The sequence below is a fragment of the Salmonella sp. GDC200615 genome, assembly GCF_050574145.1.
GTDB lineage: Bacteria > Pseudomonadota > Gammaproteobacteria > Enterobacterales > Enterobacteriaceae > Salmonella > Salmonella enterica.
On the sequence record NZ_CP192247.1, the window covers coordinates 1,176,368 to 1,195,751 of the forward strand.

Genomic DNA, 19,384 nt, shown 5'->3' on the forward strand with positions numbered 1-19,384 from the left:
ATAATTTTAAACGCTTTCGCTATTTTATGCTGTGACGTTTCCCGGATGTTGCGTTTTTCCTGCCAGATAGCGCGTTTTAAAACGGGTGAAATGTTCACCTAAACTGGTTGCCGCCTCGGTATCTCCCGCCAGATCTAACAACGCTATCGCGACTTCGGCGGTACAATATTGCCCTTCGGCATGGATTTCACGCAGACGATAAGCTGAAAGACGCGATAAATCGACGTAAATGACCGGCAGATGATCCAGATAAGGGCTTTTACGAAACATTTTACGTGCTTCGGGCCAGGTGCCGTCCAGCATAATAAACAGCGGCGGTTTCCCGGCGGGCGGGGTGGAAATGACCTCGCGCGCTTCGCCGGCGTAGGACGCAGGAAAGACCACTATCGGTTGATAATCCGGATGCTGTACCAACTCCAGCAACGCCTGTGGCGGCTCGGTACGCGACCACTGAAACGCCGCGGTATCCGGCAAAATATCGGCTATCAGCCGGCCGGTATTGCTGGGTTTCATCGGTTCAGTGTCAAACATGACCAGACAAAAACGGCTTTTCGCCTGAGAAGGCGTTAACGTATCACACAGGCAAGATTTTAGCGGCAGCAGGCAGCGTTGACAGCGGCGAACCCGATTGCCTCTGGCAAGAAAAGGGCGAGTAGCGCGCGCAAGCCGTTCGGAGCGTAACTGAAGGACAGCGTTATTGGTCATAGAAAGCGTTTGCGGAGAAAAACGCTATTGTGGCAGAGGTGAAAACGGGGCACAAGATGCGCCCCGTGGCGTTTACAGCGCTTCGTTCAGCCAGCTGTCGAAAGGCGCTTTAGGCACTGCGCCATTAAGCATATCGACCACCTGTCCATGTTTAAAAATCATAATCGTCGGGATGCTGCGGATACCGAAACGGGCGCTGAGTTCCCGTTCCGCCTGGTATTCACTTTGACGAAACGGACTTTACCGCTGCGCTCTTCTGCGACATCCTCGAAGATTGGCGCAAAGTTACGGCAAGGGCTGCACCAGGGGGCCCAAAAGTCGATCACCACTGGAAGATCGTCCTTCAACAGTTTGTCCAGCGTTTCGCCGGTCGCATTAATGACTTCTCCGTCAAACAACTCATGACCGCAGCGTCCACATTTTGCCGCATCCTGAAGCCGATCGTCGGGGATGCGGTTAATGGCCTGACAATGGGTACAAACGGTGTTCATAGCTAACCTCTGAATACGTCGGAAGACGTCCCGCTACGCGCGGGATGTTTCTATAATGTTACATATTATCGAGGAGTCTGTGCTAAACAACAATGTGTTTTATTCAATGAGTACAATAGTCGCAAGCTTTTAAACGAAATCATGGCTAACCGGATGCACATCGGGTAATCTTCGCGCTTCGCGCAGCGCTGGTGGAGAAAAGCATGAACGATGAATTAAAAAACAAAAGCGGCAAAGTCAAAGTGATGTATGTCCGTAGTGATGATGACTCTGATAAACGCACCCATAACCCGCGTACCGGGAAAGGGGGAGGCCGCCCAGCAAAGTCTCGCACTGACGGTGGACGTCGCCCCGCCCGTGATGAGCGAAATAATCAGAGCCGTGACCGTAAACATGAAACTTCGCCGTGGCGCACCGTGTCCCGCGCGCCAGGCGATGAAACGCCTGAGAAAGTCGATCATGGTGGTATTAGCGGTAAAAGTTTTATTGACCCTGAAGTTTTGCGTCGCCAGCGTGCGGAAGAGACGCGCGTCTACGGTGAAAACGCCTGCCAGGCGCTATTCCAGAGCCGTCCTGACGCCATCGTGCGCGCATGGTTTATCCAAAGCGTAACGCCGCGTTTTAAAGAGGCGCTGCGCTGGATGGCGGCGAATCGTAAAGCCTACCATGTGGTGGATGAAGCCGAACTGGCAAAAGCTTCCGGGACTGAGCACCACGGTGGCGTGTGTTTCCTGATTAAAAAGCGTAACGGTACGACCGTTAAGCAATGGGTAAAGCAGGCGGCGGATCAAGACTGCGTGCTGGCGTTGGAAGATGTCGCTAACCCGCATAATCTGGGCGGCATGATGCGTAGCTGCGCGCACTTCGGCGTGAAAGGCGTGGTGGTACAGGATGCGGCGTTGCTGGAGTCCGGTGCGGCGATTCGTACTGCGGAAGGCGGGGCGGAGCATGTCCAGCCGATTACTGGTGAAAGCATTGTTGACGTACTGGATGATTTTCGTCAGGCGGGGTACACCGTGGTGACGACGTCCAGCGATCGCGGTCAGGCGCTCTTTAGTACGACCCTGCCGGAAAAGATGGTGCTGGTCTTAGGCCGTGAATATGACTACCTGCCGGAAGCGGCGCGCGAACCCGACGATCTGTGCGTGAAAATTAACGGCACCGGGAGCGTGGAAAGCCTGAATGTGTCGGTTGCGACAGGCGTGCTGCTCGCCGAGTGGTGGCGACAGAATAAAGCGTAAGGGCTGCAGCCCGGTGACGCAACGCGCGCCGGGCCGATTATGTACTTCCTACCGCCCGGTCAGACAAGGCGCTTTCGCGCTGTTATCCGGGCGATAAAACGGCGAGCCGCCAACGTTATTCACTCTCAGCCGGTAATACTGGCGTCCAGTCGATAGTTTTCTCGCCGTGTTGTTCCAGCCATTGGTTCGTTAGCGCAAAATGGTTACAGCCAAAAAATCCGCGGTGCGCAGAGAGTGGCGAGGGATGCGGAGCTTTCAGAATATGGTGGCGCTGTGGATCAATAATCGCGCCTTTTTTCTGGGCGTGCGAGCCCCACAGCAAGAAGACGACCCCTTCGCGGTGTTGGTTAATCAGGCTTATCACTTTATCCGTAAAGGTTTCCCACCCCAGGCTGGCATGAGAGTGCGCCTGGCCTGCCCGTACCGTGAGCACCGTATTCAGTAACAGTACGCCCTGGCGCGCCCAGCTTTCCAGATAACCGTGCGCTGGGCGAACAAAGCCGGGAATGGAGGCTTCCAGCTCTTTGTACATATTCACTAATGACGGCGGGGGAGCGATCCCAGGGCGCACGGAAAACGCCAGACCATGTGCCTGGCCGGGGCCGTGGTAAGGATCTTGTCCCAGGATCACCACCTTAACGTCGCCCAGTTCCGTGAAGCGAAAGGCGTTAAACACATCTTTTTGCGGCGGGTAGACCGTGATACCCGACTGACGCTCGCCAGCAACAGTGTGAAGCGTATTGATAAAGTAAGGTTGCTGTTTCTCATCAGCCAGCACATCGTGCCAGGTTAACTCAGTCGCCATCTCGCTCTCCTGCGAATTTCCAGTTCCCTTAGCTTAACTGCTTCTTTCTGCAGTGCAAAATCCTGCGTGCTACAAAAACGGTTACCTACAAAAGATAGTTGAAAATTTATGTAAAAAGTTTATAGGTCTGAATGGTGTAAGTTGATGTAAAACAATAAATTCCCTTCATCACCCTTTTTATGGTGTGGTTTTTATTGATTTAAATCAAAGAATGAAGGGTGATCGAAGGGTATATATACACTCAAGCAACAATGGTTTTACCAATTGGCCGGGATTAGGCCGACCGAAATCAAATAATTTTGCCTGGGGAGGCATCACATGATTACAGGTATCCAGATTACTAAAGCCGCTAACGACGACCTGCTGAATTCCTTCTGGCTGCTGGACAGCGAAAAAGGCGAAGCGCGCTGCATCGTTGCAAAATCCGGCTTTGCTGAAGATGAAGTTGTGGCTGTCAGCAAACTGGGCGAGATTGAATACCGGGAAATTCCGATGGAAGTTAAACCGGAAGTACGCGTTGAAGGCGGTCAGCATCTGAACGTTAACGTTCTGCGTCGTGAAACTCTGGAAGACGCGGTTAAGCATCCGGAAAAATACCCGCAGCTGACTATTCGTGTTTCTGGTTATGCGGTGCGTTTTAACTCCCTGACGCCGGAACAGCAGCGCGACGTTATCGCTCGTACCTTTACCGAAAGCCTGTAAGGCTTATCCGGTAATAACAAGCGGAAGAGGCCGGGCCTTTTCCGCTTTTGTTTTATTTGGGTCAGTAAAAAATCCGCACCGCGCAGTACACCAGCAGTAACGCCAGAATGATATTTAACTGGCGACCATAATGGCGAAACGCCCGCTGAAACAGATGTCCCGCCAGCGCCCAGCACACATTACCGAACGTGCCGATCAATGCCAGCAATATACTGACGCCGATGACCCAGTTCAGCGCCTGCGTTTGCGGTAAAACAAATGTAGACAGAGCGGTAATGCCGTACAGAATAATTTTGACGTTCACAAACTGCAGGCCAAAGCTTACCCAAAAGCCAACCGGCTTTGGTCTGACCTTCTCATCCGCCGCTGGACTGGTGGCAATTTTCTACGCCAGCCACAGGATATACGCAGCCCCTACCCAACTGAGCAAATGAATGATTGCCGGATCGATAACCGCAAGGGAAAACGCGATCCCGGCGCACAGCAGCATGACGACCAAAAATCCCAGACTCATACCTGCCAGTACACGAATACTCTGCCGAAAACCATGTGCAGTTGCTGCGCTAAGCGCGAGAATATTGTTTGGGCCGGGGGTAAGGGCGGTGATTAATGTATAAGTCCAGAAAGCGCTTAAAAGCATCGGTGTCACTTGTCATCTCCTCTGTTTTAGCAGACAGTACCCGATATGAAATATTTAAAAAAATGAATGTTTTTTAATTCTGAATTCGAGATTTTCGATAGGTTGGTGGTTATGGATCTGCGTCGGTTTATTACGCTGAAAACGGTAGTGGAAGAGGGCTCGTTTCTGCGGGCTTCGCAAAAGCTGTGCTGCACTCAGTCGACGGTAACTTTTCATATTCAACAGCTTGAACGTGAGTTTTCCCTGCAACTGTTCGAGAAAATAGGGCGCCGAATGTGCCTGACCACTGAGGGGAAAAAGCTGATGCCGCATATCCATGAACTGACGCGTGTGATGGAGTTGATTCGTGAAGCCGCAAGGCAGGATGCAGAACCCGGCGGAGAGCTGCGCGTGGCGACAGGTGAAACCTTACTGGCGTACAAAATGCCGCAGGTTCTACAACGTTTTAAGCTGCGAGCGCCGAATGTCAAATTGTCGCTACAGTCGCTGAATTGCTATGTGATACGTGATGCGTTGCTGAATGACGAGGTCGATCTGGGCGTTTTTTATCGCGTAGGTAATGATGACGCGCTCACGATGCAGCAACTGGGGGAGCAGTCGCTGGCGCTGGTGGCCTCTCCACTGCTACAGGATGCTGATTTTACGCAGCCAGATCAGCATATCCCCTGCAGCTTCATCATCAATGAACCGCAATGTGTCTTCCGCCAGCTATTTGAAAGTACGCTACGGCAGAGGCGGATTACGCTGGAAAACACCATTGAACTGTGGAGTATTGAAAGTATTAAACAGTGTGTGGCTGCTAACCTGGGCATCAGCTTTTTACCACGTTTTACCGTTGAACGAGAACTTAGTACCGGTCAGTTGAAAGAGCTGCCGTTTGGCGCGCCGTCGCTATCGATCATGGCGCTGTGCGCCCATCATGCCGGGAAAGCGGTCAGCCCGGCAATGCAGATATTTATACAGTGTATGGAGGCGTGTTTTACCGTGGAAGATAAAAAAATGCCGGGTTAACGAACCCGGCATTATCATCACTCTTCGCTGGATTGCTCCTGCATTTTTGTACCGCTTGGCTTGCGGCGCTTACCGATATTTTTTGTATCGCGGTGACGTTTCTTCACGCGCGGCTTCTCTTTTTCTTTCTCTTTTTTCTTCTCGGCGCGTTTCGCCAGCACTTTTTTCGACGGTTTGCCGGTCAGCTTTTCGCTGGGCGCACGCGTGGTCGGGCGAAGCTCATCAATGACGCGCGCTTTTAGCGGCTCTTCGATGTAGCGACCGATTTTCAGCAGCAACAGATGGTCGTGGGCTTCTACCAGCGAGATTGCAGTGCCTTTGCGGCCAGCACGGCCTGTACGACCAATGCGATGCAGATAGGTATCGCCACTGCGCGGCATGTCGAAGTTAATGACGTGGCTGACGTCAGGAATATCAATCCCACGTGCCGCGACGTCGGTCGCGACCAGCACGTTAACGCGACCGTCGGTGAGACGCTTAATACCTTCGTTACGTTTGATCTGCGCCATCTCACCTTCAAGATAGCAATTGTTGATCCCTGCCAGACGCAGCGTTTCGGCCAGTTCATGGACGCGTTCACGTTTACGTACAAACACGATAGAACGGGTTGCATCGTCTTGTTTTAGCAGGTGCTTCAACAGCGCAACTTTATGTTCGAAATTGTCGGCACGGTAGTACCACTGGTGAATTTTCTTACGCTCGCGGGTTGACGGATTGGCGGAAACCTCAACCGGGTCTTCCAGCAGGCGCTCGGCAAAATCTTTAATCGCATCGCCTTCCAGCGTGGCGGAGAACAGCATCGTCTGTTTACGCCAGCGGGTCTCACCAGCGATATGTTCAATGTCCTGAGCGAAGCCCATGTCGAGCATCCGGTCAGCTTCGTCAAGGATCAGTGTTTCAACCGCCCGGCAGTCAAAGTTCTCTTCTTTTATATATTGCAGCAGACGGCCCGTCGTGGCGACCACGATATCCTGGTTTTCGCTAAACACTTCAGCATGGTTCATATAGGCCACGCCGCCGGTAATCGTGGCGATATCCAGATGAGTATGCTTAGCCAGTTCACGAGCGTGATCGGCAACCTGCATTGCCAGTTCGCGGGTTGGCGTCAGGATCAGAATGCGCGGCGGCCCCGATTTTTTACGCGGAAAGTCGAGCAGGTGCTGCAACGCCGGCAGCAGATATGCCGCCGTTTTACCGGTGCCTGTCGGCGCAGAACCGAGTACATCACGGCCATCGAGCGCAGGCGGAATGGCGGCAGCCTGAATGGCGGTCGGGCGAGTGAAACCTTTATCCTGGAGGGCATCCAGCAGGCTTTCGTCGAGTTCAAGTTCGGAAAAAGTCGTTACAGTCATGTTCTACCTCTGTGTGGGGCGCTGATTATAGACGTTACGGCCGCAATCTTCATCTGTTTGTATGGATATCCCTTCTCAGGTATTGTTTTCACTCGGCGCTGTCGCCGTTTTTTGCAAGGTTGTTTTTACATGTCTCAGTCTGGCTCCGTTCTTCGTCGTAACGGATTTACGTTTAAACAGTTTTTTGTCGCACACGATCGGTGTGCGATGAAAGTGGGAACTGACGGTATTTTACTCGGGGCGTGGGCGCCGGTCGCGGATGTAAAGCGAATTCTGGATATCGGTACTGGAAGCGGTCTGCTGGCGTTAATGCTGGCGCAGCGGACGGATGACAATGTGCCTATTGACGCCGTGGAACTGGATGCCGGGGCTGCCATGCAAGCGCAGGAAAACGTGGCTCACTCTCCCTGGCCGCATCGAATAACGGTGCATACTGACGATATTCAGAGTTGGGCGCCTCGCCAGACGGTACGCTTTGATCTTATTATCAGCAACCCGCCTTATTACGAACCCGGTGTGGAATGCGCCACGCCGCAGCGGGAGCAGGCGCGTTACACCGCTACGCTGGATCACCAGACGTTATTGGCTATTGCGGCGGATTGTATTACCGAAGATGGCTTTTTTTGCGTAGTCTTGCCGGAACAAATAGGTAACGCTTTTACGCAGCAAGCGCTCAACATGGGATGGCATTTGCGGCTACGTACTGACGTTGCGGAAAACGAAGCGCGCTTGCCGCACCGGGTTTTGCTCGCATTCTCCCCGCAAGCCGGGGAGTGCTTTAGCGACAGATTAGTAATTCGCGGGTCAGACCAGCATTATTCTGAAAGTTATACGGCGCTGACCCAGGCATTTTATCTGTTTATGTGAGGCGTTAATGGCGAAAGGATCGATGGGCCTGATTCAGCCAGTTGTTGCGGATAATCCAGCGTAAAGTGCAGCCCCCGGCTCTCTTTACGCATCATCGCGCAACGCACAATCAGTTCGGCCACTTGCACCAGATTGCGCAGCTCCAGTAAATTATTCGAGACGCGAAAGTTGGCGTAATATTCGTCAATCTCTTGTTGCAACATAGTAATACGCCGTAGGGCGCGCTCCAGCCGTTTCGTCGTGCGCACAATCCCCACATAGTCCCACATCAGCAGACGCAGTTCGTGCCAGTTATGCTGAATCACCACCCGCTCATCGGCGTTCTCCACGCGGCTTTCATCCCAGGCGGGAAGGACGTCAACGCTGTGGACAGAAGGCATTCGCCTGTCGATATCCATTGCTGCGGACCAGCCGTACACTAAGCATTCCAGCAACGAGTTGGACGCCATACGGTTAGCGCCGTGCAGGCCGGTGTAACTGACTTCGCCAATGGCATATAAGCCGTCTACATCGGTACGACCATAATCATCGACGACCACGCCGCCGCAGGTATAGTGCGCGGCAGGAACAATGGGAATCGGTTCTTTGGTTAAATCCATCCCCAAATCGAGCAGTTTCGCATAGATCATCGGGAAGTGCTGGCGGACAAAATCGTCAGGCTTGTGGCTGATATCGAGAAACATACAGTCTGCGCCGAGTCGTTTCATCTCATGGTCAATAGCGCGGGCGACAATATCGCGCGGCGCCAGTTCCCCGCGTTCGTCAACGTCCGGCATAAACCGTGAACCGTCCGGACGTTTAAGGTATGCGCCTTCGCCGCGCAGCGCTTCGGTAAGGAGAAAATTACGCGCCTGCGGGTGATAAAGGGCGGTGGGATGAAACTGGTTAAATTCCAGATTAGCGACCCGACAGCCTGCGCGCCAGGCCATCGCGATACCGTCGCCGGAGGAAATATCCGGGTTAGTGGTATATTGATAAACCTTTGAGGCGCCGCCGGTCGCCAGCACCACCGACTTCGCATGACAGGTTTCAACCCACTCTTTATTGCGATTCCAGATCCAGGCGCCGACGACCCGGCGAGGCCCCGGCAGACCCATTTTATCGGAGATAATTAAATCAACGGCGTTGCTGCGTTCCAGCACCTGAATATTAGGATGATTTTGCGCCCGACTGACCAACGTGGTTTCGACTTCCTTTCCGGTAGCGTCGGCGGCATGAAGGATACGGAGATGGCTATGGCCGCCTTCACGCGTGAGATGATAGCTCTCCTTGCCGTTTGGCTGGACATGCGTATCAAACAGGACGCCCTGATCGATAAGCCACTGCACACAGGTACGGGCGTTGCTGGCGACAAACTCCACCGCGTGGCGATCGCAAATTCCGGCGCCAGCAATTAGCGTATCTTCAACATGCGACGCAATACTGTCGGTTTCATCAAACACGGCGGCAATACCGCCCTGCGCATAAAACGTGGAGCCCTCGCTCACCGGCCCTTTACTCAGGACGATAACCTTATGCTTTTCAGCCAGACGCAGCGCCAGAGAGAGCCCGGCCGCGCCGCTGCCGATAATTAACACATCACAGGACAGTTCAGGAGTTGTCATCATGGTTTTTTGTTTAATTTACTAAACACGGTTGCGGCAGATTAGCACTATATGGCGCTAAAAAGCACGTGATGATTTCGCTGGTGTTGTGCTTATTAAACATAAAATAAAAATACGGCGAGAGATAAACGGCAAAAAATATTTTATAGGGCAGGGTGTTAGCGTCGGATTTTGTAGTGAAATAAAGATGCTGTTAGGTTACTCTGCAAACGACGAAATGGGCATTTCTGTACAGATAGTGCGTTGTTCAGCATCTGTAGACTTATAATGGAAGATAAGACCTGTCTACAACATGACAAACAAAAACAAATGCGTAACGGAACTTTACGAAACATAGACACTCCAACCTGTTGCTTGCTCATAGTGCGGCTTATGGAGTGGCGTTTCGAAAGCGCGTGGAAATTTGGTTTGGGGAGACATTACCTCGGATGAGCGAGCAGTTAACGGACCAGGTCCTGGTTGAACGGGTCCAGAAGGGAGATCAGAAAGCCTTTAACTTACTGGTAGTGCGCTACCAGCATAAAGTGGCGAGTCTGGTTTCCCGCTATGTGCCATCGGGCGACGTTCCCGATGTCGTACAGGAATCATTTATTAAGGCCTATCGCGCGCTGGATTCTTTCCGGGGGGATAGTGCTTTTTATACCTGGTTGTATCGTATTGCGGTCAATACTGCGAAGAACTACCTGGTTGCGCAGGGGCGTCGTCCGCCTTCCAGTGATGTAGACGCGATTGAAGCAGAAAACTTTGAAAGCGGCGGCGCGCTGAAAGAAATTTCGAACCCTGAGAACTTAATGTTGTCAGAAGAACTGAGACAGATAGTTTTCCGAACTATTGAGTCCCTCCCGGAAGATTTACGTATGGCAATCACCTTACGGGAGCTGGATGGCCTGAGCTATGAAGAGATAGCGGCTATCATGGATTGTCCGGTGGGGACGGTGCGTTCACGTATCTTCCGGGCGCGGGAAGCTATTGATAATAAAGTTCAACCGCTTATCAGGCGTTGACGATAGCGGGATACTGGAAAAGGTATTAGGCATGCAGAAAGAAAAACTTTCCGCTTTGATGGATGGCGAAACGTTGGATAGTGAGCTGCTCAAAGCGCTTACGCACGATCCGGAAATGCAGAAAACCTGGGAGAGTTATCACCTGATCCGCGATTCAATGCGGGGGGATACGCCTGACGTTCTCCATTTCGATATATCCGCTCGCGTGATGGCCGCTATTGAAAACGAGCCAGTACGTCAGGTGTCGCCATTAATCCCTGAGGCCCAACCCGCTCCGCAGCAATGGCAGAAAATGCCGTTCTGGAAAAAAGTGCGTCCGTGGGCGGCGCAGCTTACCCAAATGGGCGTGGCGGCGTGCGTTTCACTTGCAGTTATCGTCGGTGTCCAGCACTATAATGGGCAATCTGAAACATCCCAACAACCTGAAACGCCGGTTTTCAATACCCTGCCTATGATGGGGAAAGCCAGCCCGGTAAGTCTGGGAGTGCCTTCTGAAGCAGCGCCTGTCGGCAGTCAGCAACAGCAGGTACAGGAGCAGCGTCGTCGCATTAATGCCATGTTGCAGGACTATGAACTGCAGCGCCGACTGCACTCCGAACAGCTTCAGTTTGAGCAGGCGCAAACCCAGCAAGCCGCGGTACAGGTGCCAGGAATCCAAACTTTAGGAACGCAATCGCAGTAATGAAGCAACTTTGGTTTGCCATGTCCCTTGTGGCGGCTAGCCTGTTCTTCTCAGCAAACGCCTCGGCCGACCCTGCGTCCGGGGCGTTATTGCAGCAGATGAACATCGCCAGTCAGTCACTGAATTACGAGCTGTCATTCGTCAGCATCACGAAACAAGGCGTTGAATCTCTGCGTTATCGACACGCACGCCTGGATGGTCGCCCGCTTGCGCAATTGCTACAGTTGGACGGTCCCCGCCGGGAGGTCGTACAGCGTGGTAATGAAATCAGTTATTTTGAACCGGGCCTTGAGCCGTTCACCCTGAACGGTGATTATATTGTCGATTCTCTGCCTTCCCTGATTTACACCGACTTCAAGCGCCTGGCGCCATACTACGACTTTATTTCTGTCGGACGCACCCGTATCGCAGACAGATTGTGCGAAGTTATCCGCGTTGTGGCGCGCGATGGTACGCGTTACAGCTATATTGTCTGGATGGACATGGACACCAAACTACCGATGCGCGTTGATCTGCTGGATCGCGATGGCGAGACGCTGGAGCAGTTCCGCGTTATTGCGTTCACGGTGAGTCAGGATATCGGCAGCAACATGCAGGCGCTGGCGAAGGCGAATCTGCCGCCGCTGCTTTCTGTTCCCGGTGGCGAAAAAACGAAATTTAACTGGTGTCCATCCTGGGTGCCGCAAGGCTTTAGCGAAGTTTCCAGCAGCCGTCGTCCGTTGCCGACGATGGATAACCTGCCTATCGAATCGCGGCTTTATTCTGACGGTCTGTTTAGCTTTTCCGTCAATGTGAACCGGGCGACGCAAAACAGCAGCGATCAGATGCTGCGCACCGGGCGCCGAACGGTTTATAGCAGCGTTCGCGACAACGCGGAAATCACCATTGTCGGCGAGCTTCCGCCGCAAACGGCGAAGCGCATTGCCGACAGTATCAAATTCAGGGCAGTACATGATTAAAGAGTGGGCAACCGTTATCTCCTGGCAGAATGGTCAGGCGGTGGTGAGCTGCGACGTTAAAGCGTCATGCAGCAGCTGCGCCTCCCGTGCGGGATGCGGCAGTCGCGTGCTGAATAAATTAGGGCCGCAAACCACCCATACCATTGTTGTGCCAAGCGCGGAGCCGCTGGCGCCGGGGCAGAAAGTCGAGTTGGGCATCGCCGAAAAAAGCCTTTTAGGTTCGGCGTTGCTGGTCTATATGTCGCCTTTAGCGGGGCTATTTCTTTGTGCGGCGCTTTTTCAGATGCTGTTTGGATCTGACCTTGCCGCATTAAGCGGGGCCGTGCTGGGCGGCGTGGGCGGTTTTCTGGTTGCCCGCGGCTATTCCCGAAAACTGGCGGAGCGCGACGCCTGGCAGCCGGTGATTTTAAACGTTGCCCTTCCGCCGGACCTTGTTCGCGTCGAAACTACCTCAATCGAAACGCGCCAGTAAACGTTTTGCCCAACGGTACACCTGCCGCGTTGGGTTGTTGTCCCGATAAACATGCGCTTTTCCTGCGTTGCGGTGTTTTACAGGAAAAAGCGAGGCGTTTTCCAGTTCCCGTTCTCCTTACACTATGAACATTTCCTCGCCTTAGCGTTGTAGTGTAGAATGCGGCGTTTCAGTTAAAACAGACGTTAAGCTCAGAACAGCGACCTCTAAAGTCTGGTCAACCAGGCGTAAGGCATAATAATTTATCTCTATGAAGAACATACGTAACTTTTCGATCATTGCTCACATTGACCACGGTAAATCGACGCTGTCTGACCGTATTATCCAAATCTGCGGTGGCCTGTCTGACCGTGAAATGGAAGCTCAGGTACTTGATTCGATGGATCTTGAGCGTGAGCGCGGTATTACTATTAAAGCCCAGAGTGTGACGCTGGATTTTAAAGCGTCTGATGGTGAAACTTATCAACTGAACTTTATCGACACGCCGGGACACGTTGACTTTTCCTATGAAGTTTCCCGTTCGTTAGCCGCCTGCGAGGGCGCGCTGCTGGTGGTGGATGCCGGCCAGGGCGTAGAAGCGCAAACGTTGGCGAACTGCTACACCGCGATGGAAATGGATCTTGAAGTGGTGCCGGTGCTTAACAAGATTGACCTGCCGGCCGCCGATCCGGAGCGTGTGGCGGAAGAAATCGAAGACATTGTCGGTATCGATGCGACGGACGCGGTACGCTGCTCCGCCAAAACGGGTGTCGGCGTGACGGATGTTCTGGAACGCCTGGTGCGCGATATCCCGCCGCCGCAAGGCGATCCGGACGGCCCGCTGCAGGCGCTGATTATTGACTCCTGGTTCGATAACTACCTGGGCGTGGTATCGCTGGTGCGTATTAAAAACGGCACCATGCGTAAAGGCGACAAAATTAAAGTGATGAGCACCGGGCAGACCTACAACGCTGACCGCCTGGGGATCTTCACGCCAAAACAGGTTGATCGTACCGAGCTGAAGTGCGGCGAAGTAGGCTGGCTGGTCTGCGCCATTAAAGATATCCTCGGCGCGCCGGTTGGCGATACCTTAACCTCAGCGCGTAACCCAGCGGAAAAAGCGTTGCCGGGCTTTAAAAAGGTGAAACCGCAGGTCTATGCAGGTCTGTTCCCGGTCAGCTCCGACGATTATGAAAGTTTCCGCGACGCGCTCGGCAAGCTGAGCCTGAACGATGCCTCACTGTTTTATGAACCGGAAAGCTCCTCGGCGCTGGGCTTTGGTTTCCGCTGCGGCTTCCTCGGCCTGTTGCACATGGAGATCATTCAGGAGCGTCTGGAACGCGAATACGATCTGGATCTGATCACCACTGCGCCGACCGTGGTTTATGAAGTAGAAACAACGGCGAAAGAGACTATCTATGTTGATAGCCCCTCCAAGCTGCCGCCGTTGAATAACATTTATGAACTGCGCGAGCCTATCGCCGAGTGTCATATGCTGTTACCACAAGCCTATTTAGGTAACGTTATTACGCTGTGTATTGAGAAACGCGGCGTACAAACTAACATGGTGTATCACGGTAACCAGGTCGCGTTGACCTATGAAATCCCGATGGCGGAAGTGGTGCTCGACTTCTTTGACCGTCTGAAATCAACGTCGCGCGGCTATGCGTCTCTGGATTATAACTTCAAGCGCTTCCAGGCTTCCGATATGGTGCGTGTTGATGTGTTAATCAACAACGAGCGTGTCGATGCGCTGGCGCTGATCACGCACCGTGATAACTCGCAAAGCCGTGGTCGCGAGCTGGTGGAGAAGATGAAAGATTTGATTCCACGCCAGCAGTTTGATATCGCGATTCAGGCGGCGATTGGTACGCATATTATTGCCCGTTCGACGGTAAAACAGTTACGTAAAAACGTGCTGGCGAAGTGCTACGGCGGTGATATCAGTCGTAAGAAAAAACTGCTGCAGAAACAGAAAGAAGGTAAGAAACGCATGAAGCAGATCGGTAACGTCGAGCTGCCTCAGGAGGCGTTCCTCGCCATTCTGCATGTCGGTAAAGACAATAAATAATCTCTAAGGAGTTGGCATGGCGAACATGTTTGCCCTGATTCTGGTGATAGCCACACTGGTGACGGGCATTTTATGGTGCGTTGATAAGTTTGTTTTCGCGCCAAAACGTCGGGCGCGCCAGGCTGCCGCGCAAACGGCGTCGGGAGATGCGCTGGATAACGCTACGCTCAATAAAGTGGCGCCTAAGCCGGGCTGGCTGGAGACCGGGGCGTCGGTTTTCCCGGTTCTGGCGATCGTTCTGATCGTTCGTTCATTTCTTTATGAACCCTTTCAGATCCCGTCAGGCTCAATGATGCCGACACTGCTTATCGGCGATTTTATTCTGGTGGAAAAATTTGCCTACGGCATTAAAGATCCGATCTACCAGAAAACCCTGATTGAAACCGGTCATCCAAAGCGCGGGGATATTGTGGTATTTAAATATCCGGAAGATCCTAAGTTAGATTACATCAAACGCGCAGTCGGTTTGCCGGGCGATAAAATCACTTATGATCCGGTTGCGAAAGAGGTGACGATTCAGCCTGGCTGTAGCTCCGGTCAGGCGTGCGAAAATGCGCTGCCGGTTACCTACTCTAACGTTGAGCCGAGCGATTTTGTACAGACCTTTGCCCGCCGTAACGGCGGAGAAGCGACCAGCGGTTTCTTTGAGGTTCCGCTAAACGAGACGAAAGAAAACGGCATTCGCCTGACCGAACGTAAAGAGACGTTAGGCGATGTGACGCACCGCATTCTGATGGTGCCGATAGCCCAGGATCAGTTGGGCATGTATTACCAACAGCCAGGACAACCGCTGGCGACCTGGGTTGTACCACCGGGACAATATTTCATGATGGGCGACAACCGCGATAACAGCGCGGATAGCCGTTACTGGGGATTTGTTCCGGAAGCGAATCTGGTCGGTAAAGCGGTCGCTATCTGGATGAGCTTTGACAAGCAGGAAGGGGAGTGGCCGACAGGCGTACGCCTGAGTCGTATCGGCGGTATTCACTAACTGTGATGAAATGATCGTTCACGCTGCCGTCTTTTTAGCGGCAGCGTGAATTATTTCCTGGATAAATTCCCTAAGACTAACGACATCCCCTGTCGTTGTGTATAGAATATTCCCCCGAAGTTTTAGGTTGGCGCCGTTTGGTCGCCACGGCACACGAAACAGCGTTGGTTATAGACAACCTTCTTTCCGCTGCAGCGATGCGGCAGGACAGATGACGTGTATCAGGTCTGTTTCGTGTGCTGGATTGTTGACGCATTCATTTATTGGTATCGCATGAACCCCATCGTAATTAATCGGCTTCAACGGAAGCTGGGCTACACTTTTAATCATCAGGAGCTGTTGCAGCAGGCATTAACTCACCGCAGCGCCAGCAGTAAACATAACGAACGCTTGGAATTTTTAGGCGATTCAATCCTGAGCTTCGTTATCGCTAACGCGCTTTATCACCGTTTTCCACGGGTGGATGAGGGAGATATGAGCCGTATGCGCGCCACGTTGGTACGTGGTAATACGCTGGCGGAATTAGCCCGTGAATTTGATTTAGGCGAGTGCCTGCGTTTAGGGCCGGGCGAATTAAAAAGCGGCGGATTCCGTCGAGAGTCCATTCTGGCGGACACCGTGGAAGCGTTAATCGGCGGAGTATTTCTCGATAGCAATATCCAGACCGTCGAGCAGTTAATCCTTAACTGGTATAAAACCCGTCTGGATGAGATAAGCCCGGGCGATAAACAAAAAGATCCTAAAACGCGCTTGCAGGAGTATTTGCAGGGTCGCCATCTGCCGCTGCCATCTTACCTGGTTGTGCAGGTACGCGGCGAGGCGCACGATCAGGAATTTACTATCCACTGCCAGGTCAGCGGCCTGAGCGAACCGGTGGTTGGCACGGGTTCCAGCCGTCGTAAGGCGGAGCAGGCTGCCGCCGGACAGGTGCTGAAAAAACTGGAGTTGGAATGAGCACTGACAAAACTTACTGCGGATTTATTGCCATCGTCGGACGTCCGAACGTTGGCAAATCCACCTTGCTGAACAAACTGCTTGGGCAGAAGATTTCGATCACTTCCCGTAAAGCGCAGACCACGCGCCACCGCATTGTCGGTATTCATACCGAAGGCCCGTATCAGGCAATTTATGTCGATACCCCGGGACTGCATATGGAAGAAAAGCGCGCCATTAACCGTTTGATGAATAAGGCGGCGAGCAGTTCGATTGGCGACGTTGAGCTGGTGATTTTCGTTGTGGAAGGCACCCGTTGGACGCCGGACGACGAAATGGTCCTGAACAAACTGCGCGATGGCAAAGCGCTGGTTATTCTCGCCGTTAACAAGGTGGATAACGTGCAGGAAAAAGCCGATTTGCTGCCGCACCTCCAGTTCCTGGCAAGCCAGATGAACTTTCTTGATATCGTACCCATCTCTGCTGAAACGGGTATGAACGTCGATACCATTGCCGGTATCGTGCGTAAACATTTACCGGAAGCGATTCATCACTTCCCGGAAGATTACATCACCGATCGCTCTCAGCGCTTTATGGCGTCTGAAATCATTCGTGAAAAGCTGATGCGTTTTCTCGGCGCCGAGCTGCCGTATTCCGTTACCGTTGAGATTGAACGTTTTGTTACCAACGAACGCGGCGGCTATGATATCAACGGGCTGATCCTCGTCGAGCGCGAAGGGCAGAAGAAGATGGTGATTGGCAACAAAGGCGCCAAAATCAAAACCATTGGTATTGAAGCGCGTAAAGACATGCAGGAGATGTTTGAGGCGCCGGTACACCTAGAACTGTGGGTGAAAGTGAAATCCGGCTGGGCCGATGACGAACGCGCTCTGCGCAGTCTCGGTTACGTAGACGATCTGTGAGTTAACACAGCGTGGAAGGGTGGCAGCGCGCATTTGTCCTGCACAGTCGCCCCTGGAGCGAAACCAGCCTGATGCTGGACGTCTTCACGGAAGAATCGGGGCGCGTGCGCCTTGTCGCCAAAGGCGCGCGATCTAAACGTTCCAATCTGAAAGGCGCGTTGCAGCCTTTTACGCCGTTATTGCTACGCTACAGCGGACGCGGCGAGGTGAAAACCCTGCGCAGTGCCGAGGCAGTTTCTTTGGCGCTGCCGTTAAGCGGTATTACGCTCTATAGCGGCCTGTACATCAACGAACTCCTCTCTCGCGTACTGGAATATGAAACGCGCTTCTCCGAACTCTTTTTTGATTATCTGAACTGTATTCAGGCGCTGGCGGGAACCACCGGCTCGCCTGAACCGGCGTTGCGACGTTTCGAACTGGCGTTGCTGGGTCATCTGGGGTATGGCGTCAATTTCACCCACTGTGCAGGCAGCGGCGAACGGGTGGATGACACCATGACCTACCGTTACCGCGAAGAAAAAGGCTTTTTCGCCAGCGTCGTCATCGATAACAACACCTTTACCGGACGGCACCTGAAAGCGTTGGAGGAGCGGGAATTTCCGGATGTAGATACCCTGCGTGCCGCTAAACGCTTTACCCGTATGGCATTAAAGCCGTATCTTGGGGGAAAACCGTTAAAAAGCCGGGAGCTGTTCCGGCAATTTATGCCCAAACGCACAGTAAAAATGAAGAAAGATTAACGAGGATTGTCATGGCTGAATTACTGTTAGGCGTCAATATTGACCACATTGCCACGTTACGTAATGCGCGCGGCACCGACTATCCGGATCCGGTACAGGCGGCGTTTATTGCTGAACAGGCAGGCGCGGACGGCATTACCGTACACCTGCGCGAAGATCGTCGCCACATTACCGATCGCGATGTGCGCATTCTGCGTCAGACGCTGCATACGCGTATGAATCTGGAGATGGCGGTGACCGAAGAGATGCTGGCGATCGCCGTAGAAACCAGGCCGCATTTCTGTTGTCTGGTGCCGGAAAAACGCCAGGAAGTCACCACCGAAGGCGGTCTGGATGTGGCCGGACAGCGCGATAAAATGCGTGATGCCTGTGCGCGCCTGGCGGCGGCTGGCATCCAGGTTTCGCTCTTTATCGATGCCGATGAAACGCAAATCAACGCGGCGGCGGAAGTCGGCGCGCCGTTTATCGAAATCCATACCGGCTGCTACGCCAACGCAGAAACCGATGCGGAACAGGCAAAAGAGCTGGCGCGTATCGCCAGCGCCGCGACCCTGGCGGCCCGTCTGGGGCTAAAAGTAAATGCGGGTCATGGTCTGACCTACCATAACGTCAAAGCTATTGCCGCACTGCCGGAAATGCACGAGCTCAATATCGGTCATGCCATTATTGGTCGGGCGGTGATGACGGGGCTGAAAGAGGCGGTGGCTGAAATGAAACGTTTGATGCTGGAAGCGCGCGGCTAATGGCGATTCTCGGCCTGGGAACGGATATTGTAGAGATTGCCCGCATTGAGGTAGTGATCTCCCGTTCCGGCGAACGTCTGGCAAGGCGTGTGCTCAGTGACAACGAGTGGGCTATCTGGGAGACGCATCAGCAGCCGGTGCGTTTTCTCGCCAAGCGTTTTGCGGTCAAAGAGGCGGCAGCGAAAGCTTTTGGCACCGGCATCCGCAACGGTCTGGCGTTCAATCAGTTCGAAGTGTTTAACGATGAGCTGGGAAAACCACGTTTGCGGCTGTGGGGCGAGGCGTTAACGCTGGCGGAAAAACTCGGTGTGGCGCATATGCATGTCACGTTGGCCGATGAACGCCATTACGCCTGCGCTACGGTCATTCTGGAAAGTTAGATTTGCCGGATGGCGGCGTAAACACGTTATCTGACCTACAGGCCGATATATTGTCGGCCTGATAAGCATAGCGCCATCAGACATTGTTG

The 19,384-nt window shown here is 53.1% G+C and carries 20 protein-coding genes and 2 pseudogenes; 16 read left to right on the forward strand and 6 right to left on the reverse strand.

What is annotated here, in order from left to right; all coding sequences use genetic code 11:
- Positions 1-24 precede the first annotated feature (24 nt).
- Complete coding sequence (gene tapT, locus ACQ29O_RS05475) at positions 25-705, reverse strand: tRNA-uridine aminocarboxypropyltransferase (RefSeq protein ID WP_000183650.1); 681 nt, start codon at positions 703-705, stop codon at positions 25-27.
- 72 nt (positions 706-777) lie between these two features.
- A pseudogene (gene trxC / locus ACQ29O_RS05480) lies at positions 778-1,196 on the reverse strand (thioredoxin TrxC).
- Positions 1,197-1,399: 203 nt separating this feature from the next.
- Here trxC and ACQ29O_RS05485 point away from each other — a divergent pair.
- Complete coding sequence (locus ACQ29O_RS05485) at positions 1,400-2,437, forward strand: tRNA/rRNA methyltransferase (protein ID WP_000997369.1); 1,038 nt, start codon at positions 1,400-1,402, stop codon at positions 2,435-2,437.
- A gap of 115 nt (positions 2,438-2,552) precedes the next feature.
- On the opposite strand, the gene ung is transcribed toward ACQ29O_RS05485, so the two are convergent.
- A complete protein-coding gene (ung, locus tag ACQ29O_RS05490) occupies positions 2,553-3,242 on the reverse strand; it encodes a uracil-DNA glycosylase (protein WP_000179978.1) in 690 nt (229 codons plus the stop codon).
- 318 nt (positions 3,243-3,560) lie between these two features.
- Between ung and grcA the strand changes: the two genes are divergently transcribed.
- Complete coding sequence (gene grcA, locus ACQ29O_RS05495) at positions 3,561-3,944, forward strand: autonomous glycyl radical cofactor GrcA (protein WP_000627811.1); 384 nt, start codon at positions 3,561-3,563, stop codon at positions 3,942-3,944.
- A gap of 61 nt (positions 3,945-4,005) precedes the next feature.
- On the opposite strand, the pseudogene eamB reads toward grcA, so the two are convergent.
- A pseudogene (gene eamB / locus ACQ29O_RS05500) lies at positions 4,006-4,593 on the reverse strand (cysteine/O-acetylserine transporter).
- 102 nt (positions 4,594-4,695) lie between these two features.
- Between eamB and ACQ29O_RS05505 the strand changes: the two are divergent.
- The gene (locus ACQ29O_RS05505) at positions 4,696-5,595 is read left to right on the forward strand and encodes a LysR family transcriptional regulator (RefSeq protein ID WP_001675040.1); all 900 of its coding nucleotides are present in this window, start codon (positions 4,696-4,698) and stop codon (positions 5,593-5,595) included.
- Between the two features lie 17 nt (positions 5,596-5,612).
- Here ACQ29O_RS05505 and srmB read toward each other — a convergent pair whose 3' ends face one another.
- A complete protein-coding gene (gene srmB, locus ACQ29O_RS05510) occupies positions 5,613-6,947 on the reverse strand; it encodes an ATP-dependent RNA helicase SrmB (RefSeq protein WP_000219174.1) in 1,335 nt (444 codons plus the stop codon).
- Between the two features lie 129 nt (positions 6,948-7,076).
- Here srmB and trmN point away from each other — a divergent pair, with 129 nt between their 5' ends.
- Positions 7,077-7,814, forward strand: a complete 738-nt coding sequence (gene trmN / locus ACQ29O_RS05515) for a tRNA(1)(Val) (adenine(37)-N(6))-methyltransferase TrmN (protein ID WP_000083345.1) — start codon at positions 7,077-7,079, stop codon at positions 7,812-7,814.
- On the opposite strand, the gene nadB is transcribed toward trmN, so the two are convergent.
- A complete protein-coding gene (gene nadB, locus ACQ29O_RS05520) occupies positions 7,799-9,421 on the reverse strand; it encodes an L-aspartate oxidase (protein ID WP_000989172.1) in 1,623 nt (540 codons plus the stop codon). The two genes, trmN and nadB, sit on opposite strands and share 16 nt — an antisense overlap.
- Before the next feature lie 264 nt (positions 9,422-9,685).
- Between nadB and rseD the strand changes: the two genes are divergently transcribed.
- The 12 genes from rseD (at position 9,686) to acpS (ending at position 19,295) form a co-directional block, all read left to right on the forward strand.
- Positions 9,686-9,850: a rpoE leader peptide RseD gene (gene rseD / locus ACQ29O_RS05525; RefSeq protein WP_122038272.1), complete on the forward strand. Its 165-nt coding sequence runs from the start codon at positions 9,686-9,688 to the stop codon at positions 9,848-9,850.
- On the forward strand, positions 9,847-10,422 hold the full coding sequence (rpoE, locus tag ACQ29O_RS05530; protein ID WP_000003307.1) for an RNA polymerase sigma factor RpoE: 576 nt from the start codon (positions 9,847-9,849) through the stop codon (positions 10,420-10,422). Before rseD ends, rpoE begins: the two co-directional genes overlap by 4 nt.
- Before the next feature lie 31 nt (positions 10,423-10,453).
- Positions 10,454-11,104 carry an anti-sigma-E factor RseA gene (gene rseA / locus ACQ29O_RS05535; protein ID WP_001168374.1) on the forward strand — a complete coding sequence of 217 codons (651 nt, stop codon included), beginning with the start codon at positions 10,454-10,456 and terminating at the stop codon, positions 11,102-11,104.
- Entirely contained in the window at positions 11,104-12,063 is a 960-nt protein-coding gene (rseB, locus tag ACQ29O_RS05540) for a sigma-E factor regulatory protein RseB (protein WP_000812016.1), read from the forward strand. The genes rseA and rseB overlap by 1 nt, the downstream gene beginning before the upstream one ends.
- The gene (gene rseC, locus ACQ29O_RS05545) at positions 12,056-12,535 is read left to right on the forward strand and encodes a SoxR-reducing system protein RseC (RefSeq protein WP_000589049.1); all 480 of its coding nucleotides are present in this window, start codon (positions 12,056-12,058) and stop codon (positions 12,533-12,535) included. Before rseB ends, rseC begins: the two co-directional genes overlap by 8 nt.
- A gap of 250 nt (positions 12,536-12,785) precedes the next feature.
- On the forward strand, positions 12,786-14,585 hold the full coding sequence (gene lepA, locus ACQ29O_RS05550) for a translation elongation factor 4 (protein WP_000790154.1): 1,800 nt from the start codon (positions 12,786-12,788) through the stop codon (positions 14,583-14,585).
- Positions 14,586-14,601: 16 nt separating this feature from the next.
- On the forward strand, positions 14,602-15,576 hold the full coding sequence (gene lepB, locus ACQ29O_RS05555; protein WP_000002559.1) for a signal peptidase I: 975 nt from the start codon (positions 14,602-14,604) through the stop codon (positions 15,574-15,576).
- Between the two features lie 273 nt (positions 15,577-15,849).
- The gene (gene rnc, locus ACQ29O_RS05560) at positions 15,850-16,530 is read left to right on the forward strand and encodes a ribonuclease III (RefSeq protein WP_001747286.1); all 681 of its coding nucleotides are present in this window, start codon (positions 15,850-15,852) and stop codon (positions 16,528-16,530) included.
- Positions 16,527-17,432 carry a GTPase Era gene (gene era, locus ACQ29O_RS05565; RefSeq protein WP_020936840.1) on the forward strand — a complete coding sequence of 302 codons (906 nt, stop codon included), beginning with the start codon at positions 16,527-16,529 and terminating at the stop codon, positions 17,430-17,432. The genes rnc and era overlap by 4 nt, the downstream gene beginning before the upstream one ends.
- Positions 17,433-17,443: 11 nt before the next feature.
- A complete protein-coding gene (recO, locus tag ACQ29O_RS05570; protein ID WP_000399381.1) occupies positions 17,444-18,172 on the forward strand; it encodes a DNA repair protein RecO in 729 nt (242 codons plus the stop codon).
- Positions 18,173-18,183: 11 nt separating this feature from the next.
- Positions 18,184-18,915: a pyridoxine 5'-phosphate synthase gene (pdxJ, locus tag ACQ29O_RS05575; RefSeq protein ID WP_000818972.1), complete on the forward strand. Its 732-nt coding sequence runs from the start codon at positions 18,184-18,186 to the stop codon at positions 18,913-18,915.
- Entirely contained in the window at positions 18,915-19,295 is a 381-nt protein-coding gene (gene acpS, locus ACQ29O_RS05580) for a holo-ACP synthase (protein ID WP_000986049.1), read from the forward strand. Before pdxJ ends, acpS begins: the two co-directional genes overlap by 1 nt.
- The last annotated feature ends 89 nt before the right edge of the window (positions 19,296-19,384 follow it).

Excerpts from the sequence above, each read along its gene's own strand:
- era (WP_020936840.1), top strand. The coding sequence starts at position 16,527 with ATGAGCACTGACAAAACTTACTGCGGATTTATTGCCATCGTCGGACGT.
- trmN (WP_000083345.1), top strand. The coding sequence starts at position 7,077 with ATGTCTCAGTCTGGCTCCGTTCTTCGTCGTAACGGATTTACGTTTAAA.
- rnc (WP_001747286.1), top strand. The coding sequence starts at position 15,850 with ATGAACCCCATCGTAATTAATCGGCTTCAACGGAAGCTGGGCTACACT.
- ACQ29O_RS05505 (WP_001675040.1), top strand. The coding sequence starts at position 4,696 with ATGGATCTGCGTCGGTTTATTACGCTGAAAACGGTAGTGGAAGAGGGC.
- grcA (WP_000627811.1), top strand. The coding sequence starts at position 3,561 with ATGATTACAGGTATCCAGATTACTAAAGCCGCTAACGACGACCTGCTG.
- rseA (WP_001168374.1), top strand. The coding sequence starts at position 10,454 with ATGCAGAAAGAAAAACTTTCCGCTTTGATGGATGGCGAAACGTTGGAT.
- ACQ29O_RS05485 (WP_000997369.1), top strand. The coding sequence starts at position 1,400 with ATGAACGATGAATTAAAAAACAAAAGCGGCAAAGTCAAAGTGATGTAT.
- tapT (WP_000183650.1), bottom strand. The coding sequence starts at position 705 with ATGACCAATAACGCTGTCCTTCAGTTACGCTCCGAACGGCTTGCGCGC.
- rseC (WP_000589049.1), top strand. The coding sequence starts at position 12,056 with ATGATTAAAGAGTGGGCAACCGTTATCTCCTGGCAGAATGGTCAGGCG.
- rseB (WP_000812016.1), top strand. The coding sequence starts at position 11,104 with ATGAAGCAACTTTGGTTTGCCATGTCCCTTGTGGCGGCTAGCCTGTTC.
- srmB (WP_000219174.1), bottom strand. The coding sequence starts at position 6,947 with ATGACTGTAACGACTTTTTCCGAACTTGAACTCGACGAAAGCCTGCTG.
- rseD (WP_122038272.1), top strand. The coding sequence starts at position 9,686 with ATGGAAGATAAGACCTGTCTACAACATGACAAACAAAAACAAATGCGT.
- nadB (WP_000989172.1), bottom strand. The coding sequence starts at position 9,421 with ATGATGACAACTCCTGAACTGTCCTGTGATGTGTTAATTATCGGCAGC.
- lepA (WP_000790154.1), top strand. The coding sequence starts at position 12,786 with ATGAAGAACATACGTAACTTTTCGATCATTGCTCACATTGACCACGGT.
- lepB (WP_000002559.1), top strand. The coding sequence starts at position 14,602 with ATGGCGAACATGTTTGCCCTGATTCTGGTGATAGCCACACTGGTGACG.
- ung (WP_000179978.1), bottom strand. The coding sequence starts at position 3,242 with ATGGCGACTGAGTTAACCTGGCACGATGTGCTGGCTGATGAGAAACAG.
- acpS (WP_000986049.1), top strand. The coding sequence starts at position 18,915 with ATGGCGATTCTCGGCCTGGGAACGGATATTGTAGAGATTGCCCGCATT.
- pdxJ (WP_000818972.1), top strand. The coding sequence starts at position 18,184 with ATGGCTGAATTACTGTTAGGCGTCAATATTGACCACATTGCCACGTTA.
- rpoE (WP_000003307.1), top strand. The coding sequence starts at position 9,847 with ATGAGCGAGCAGTTAACGGACCAGGTCCTGGTTGAACGGGTCCAGAAG.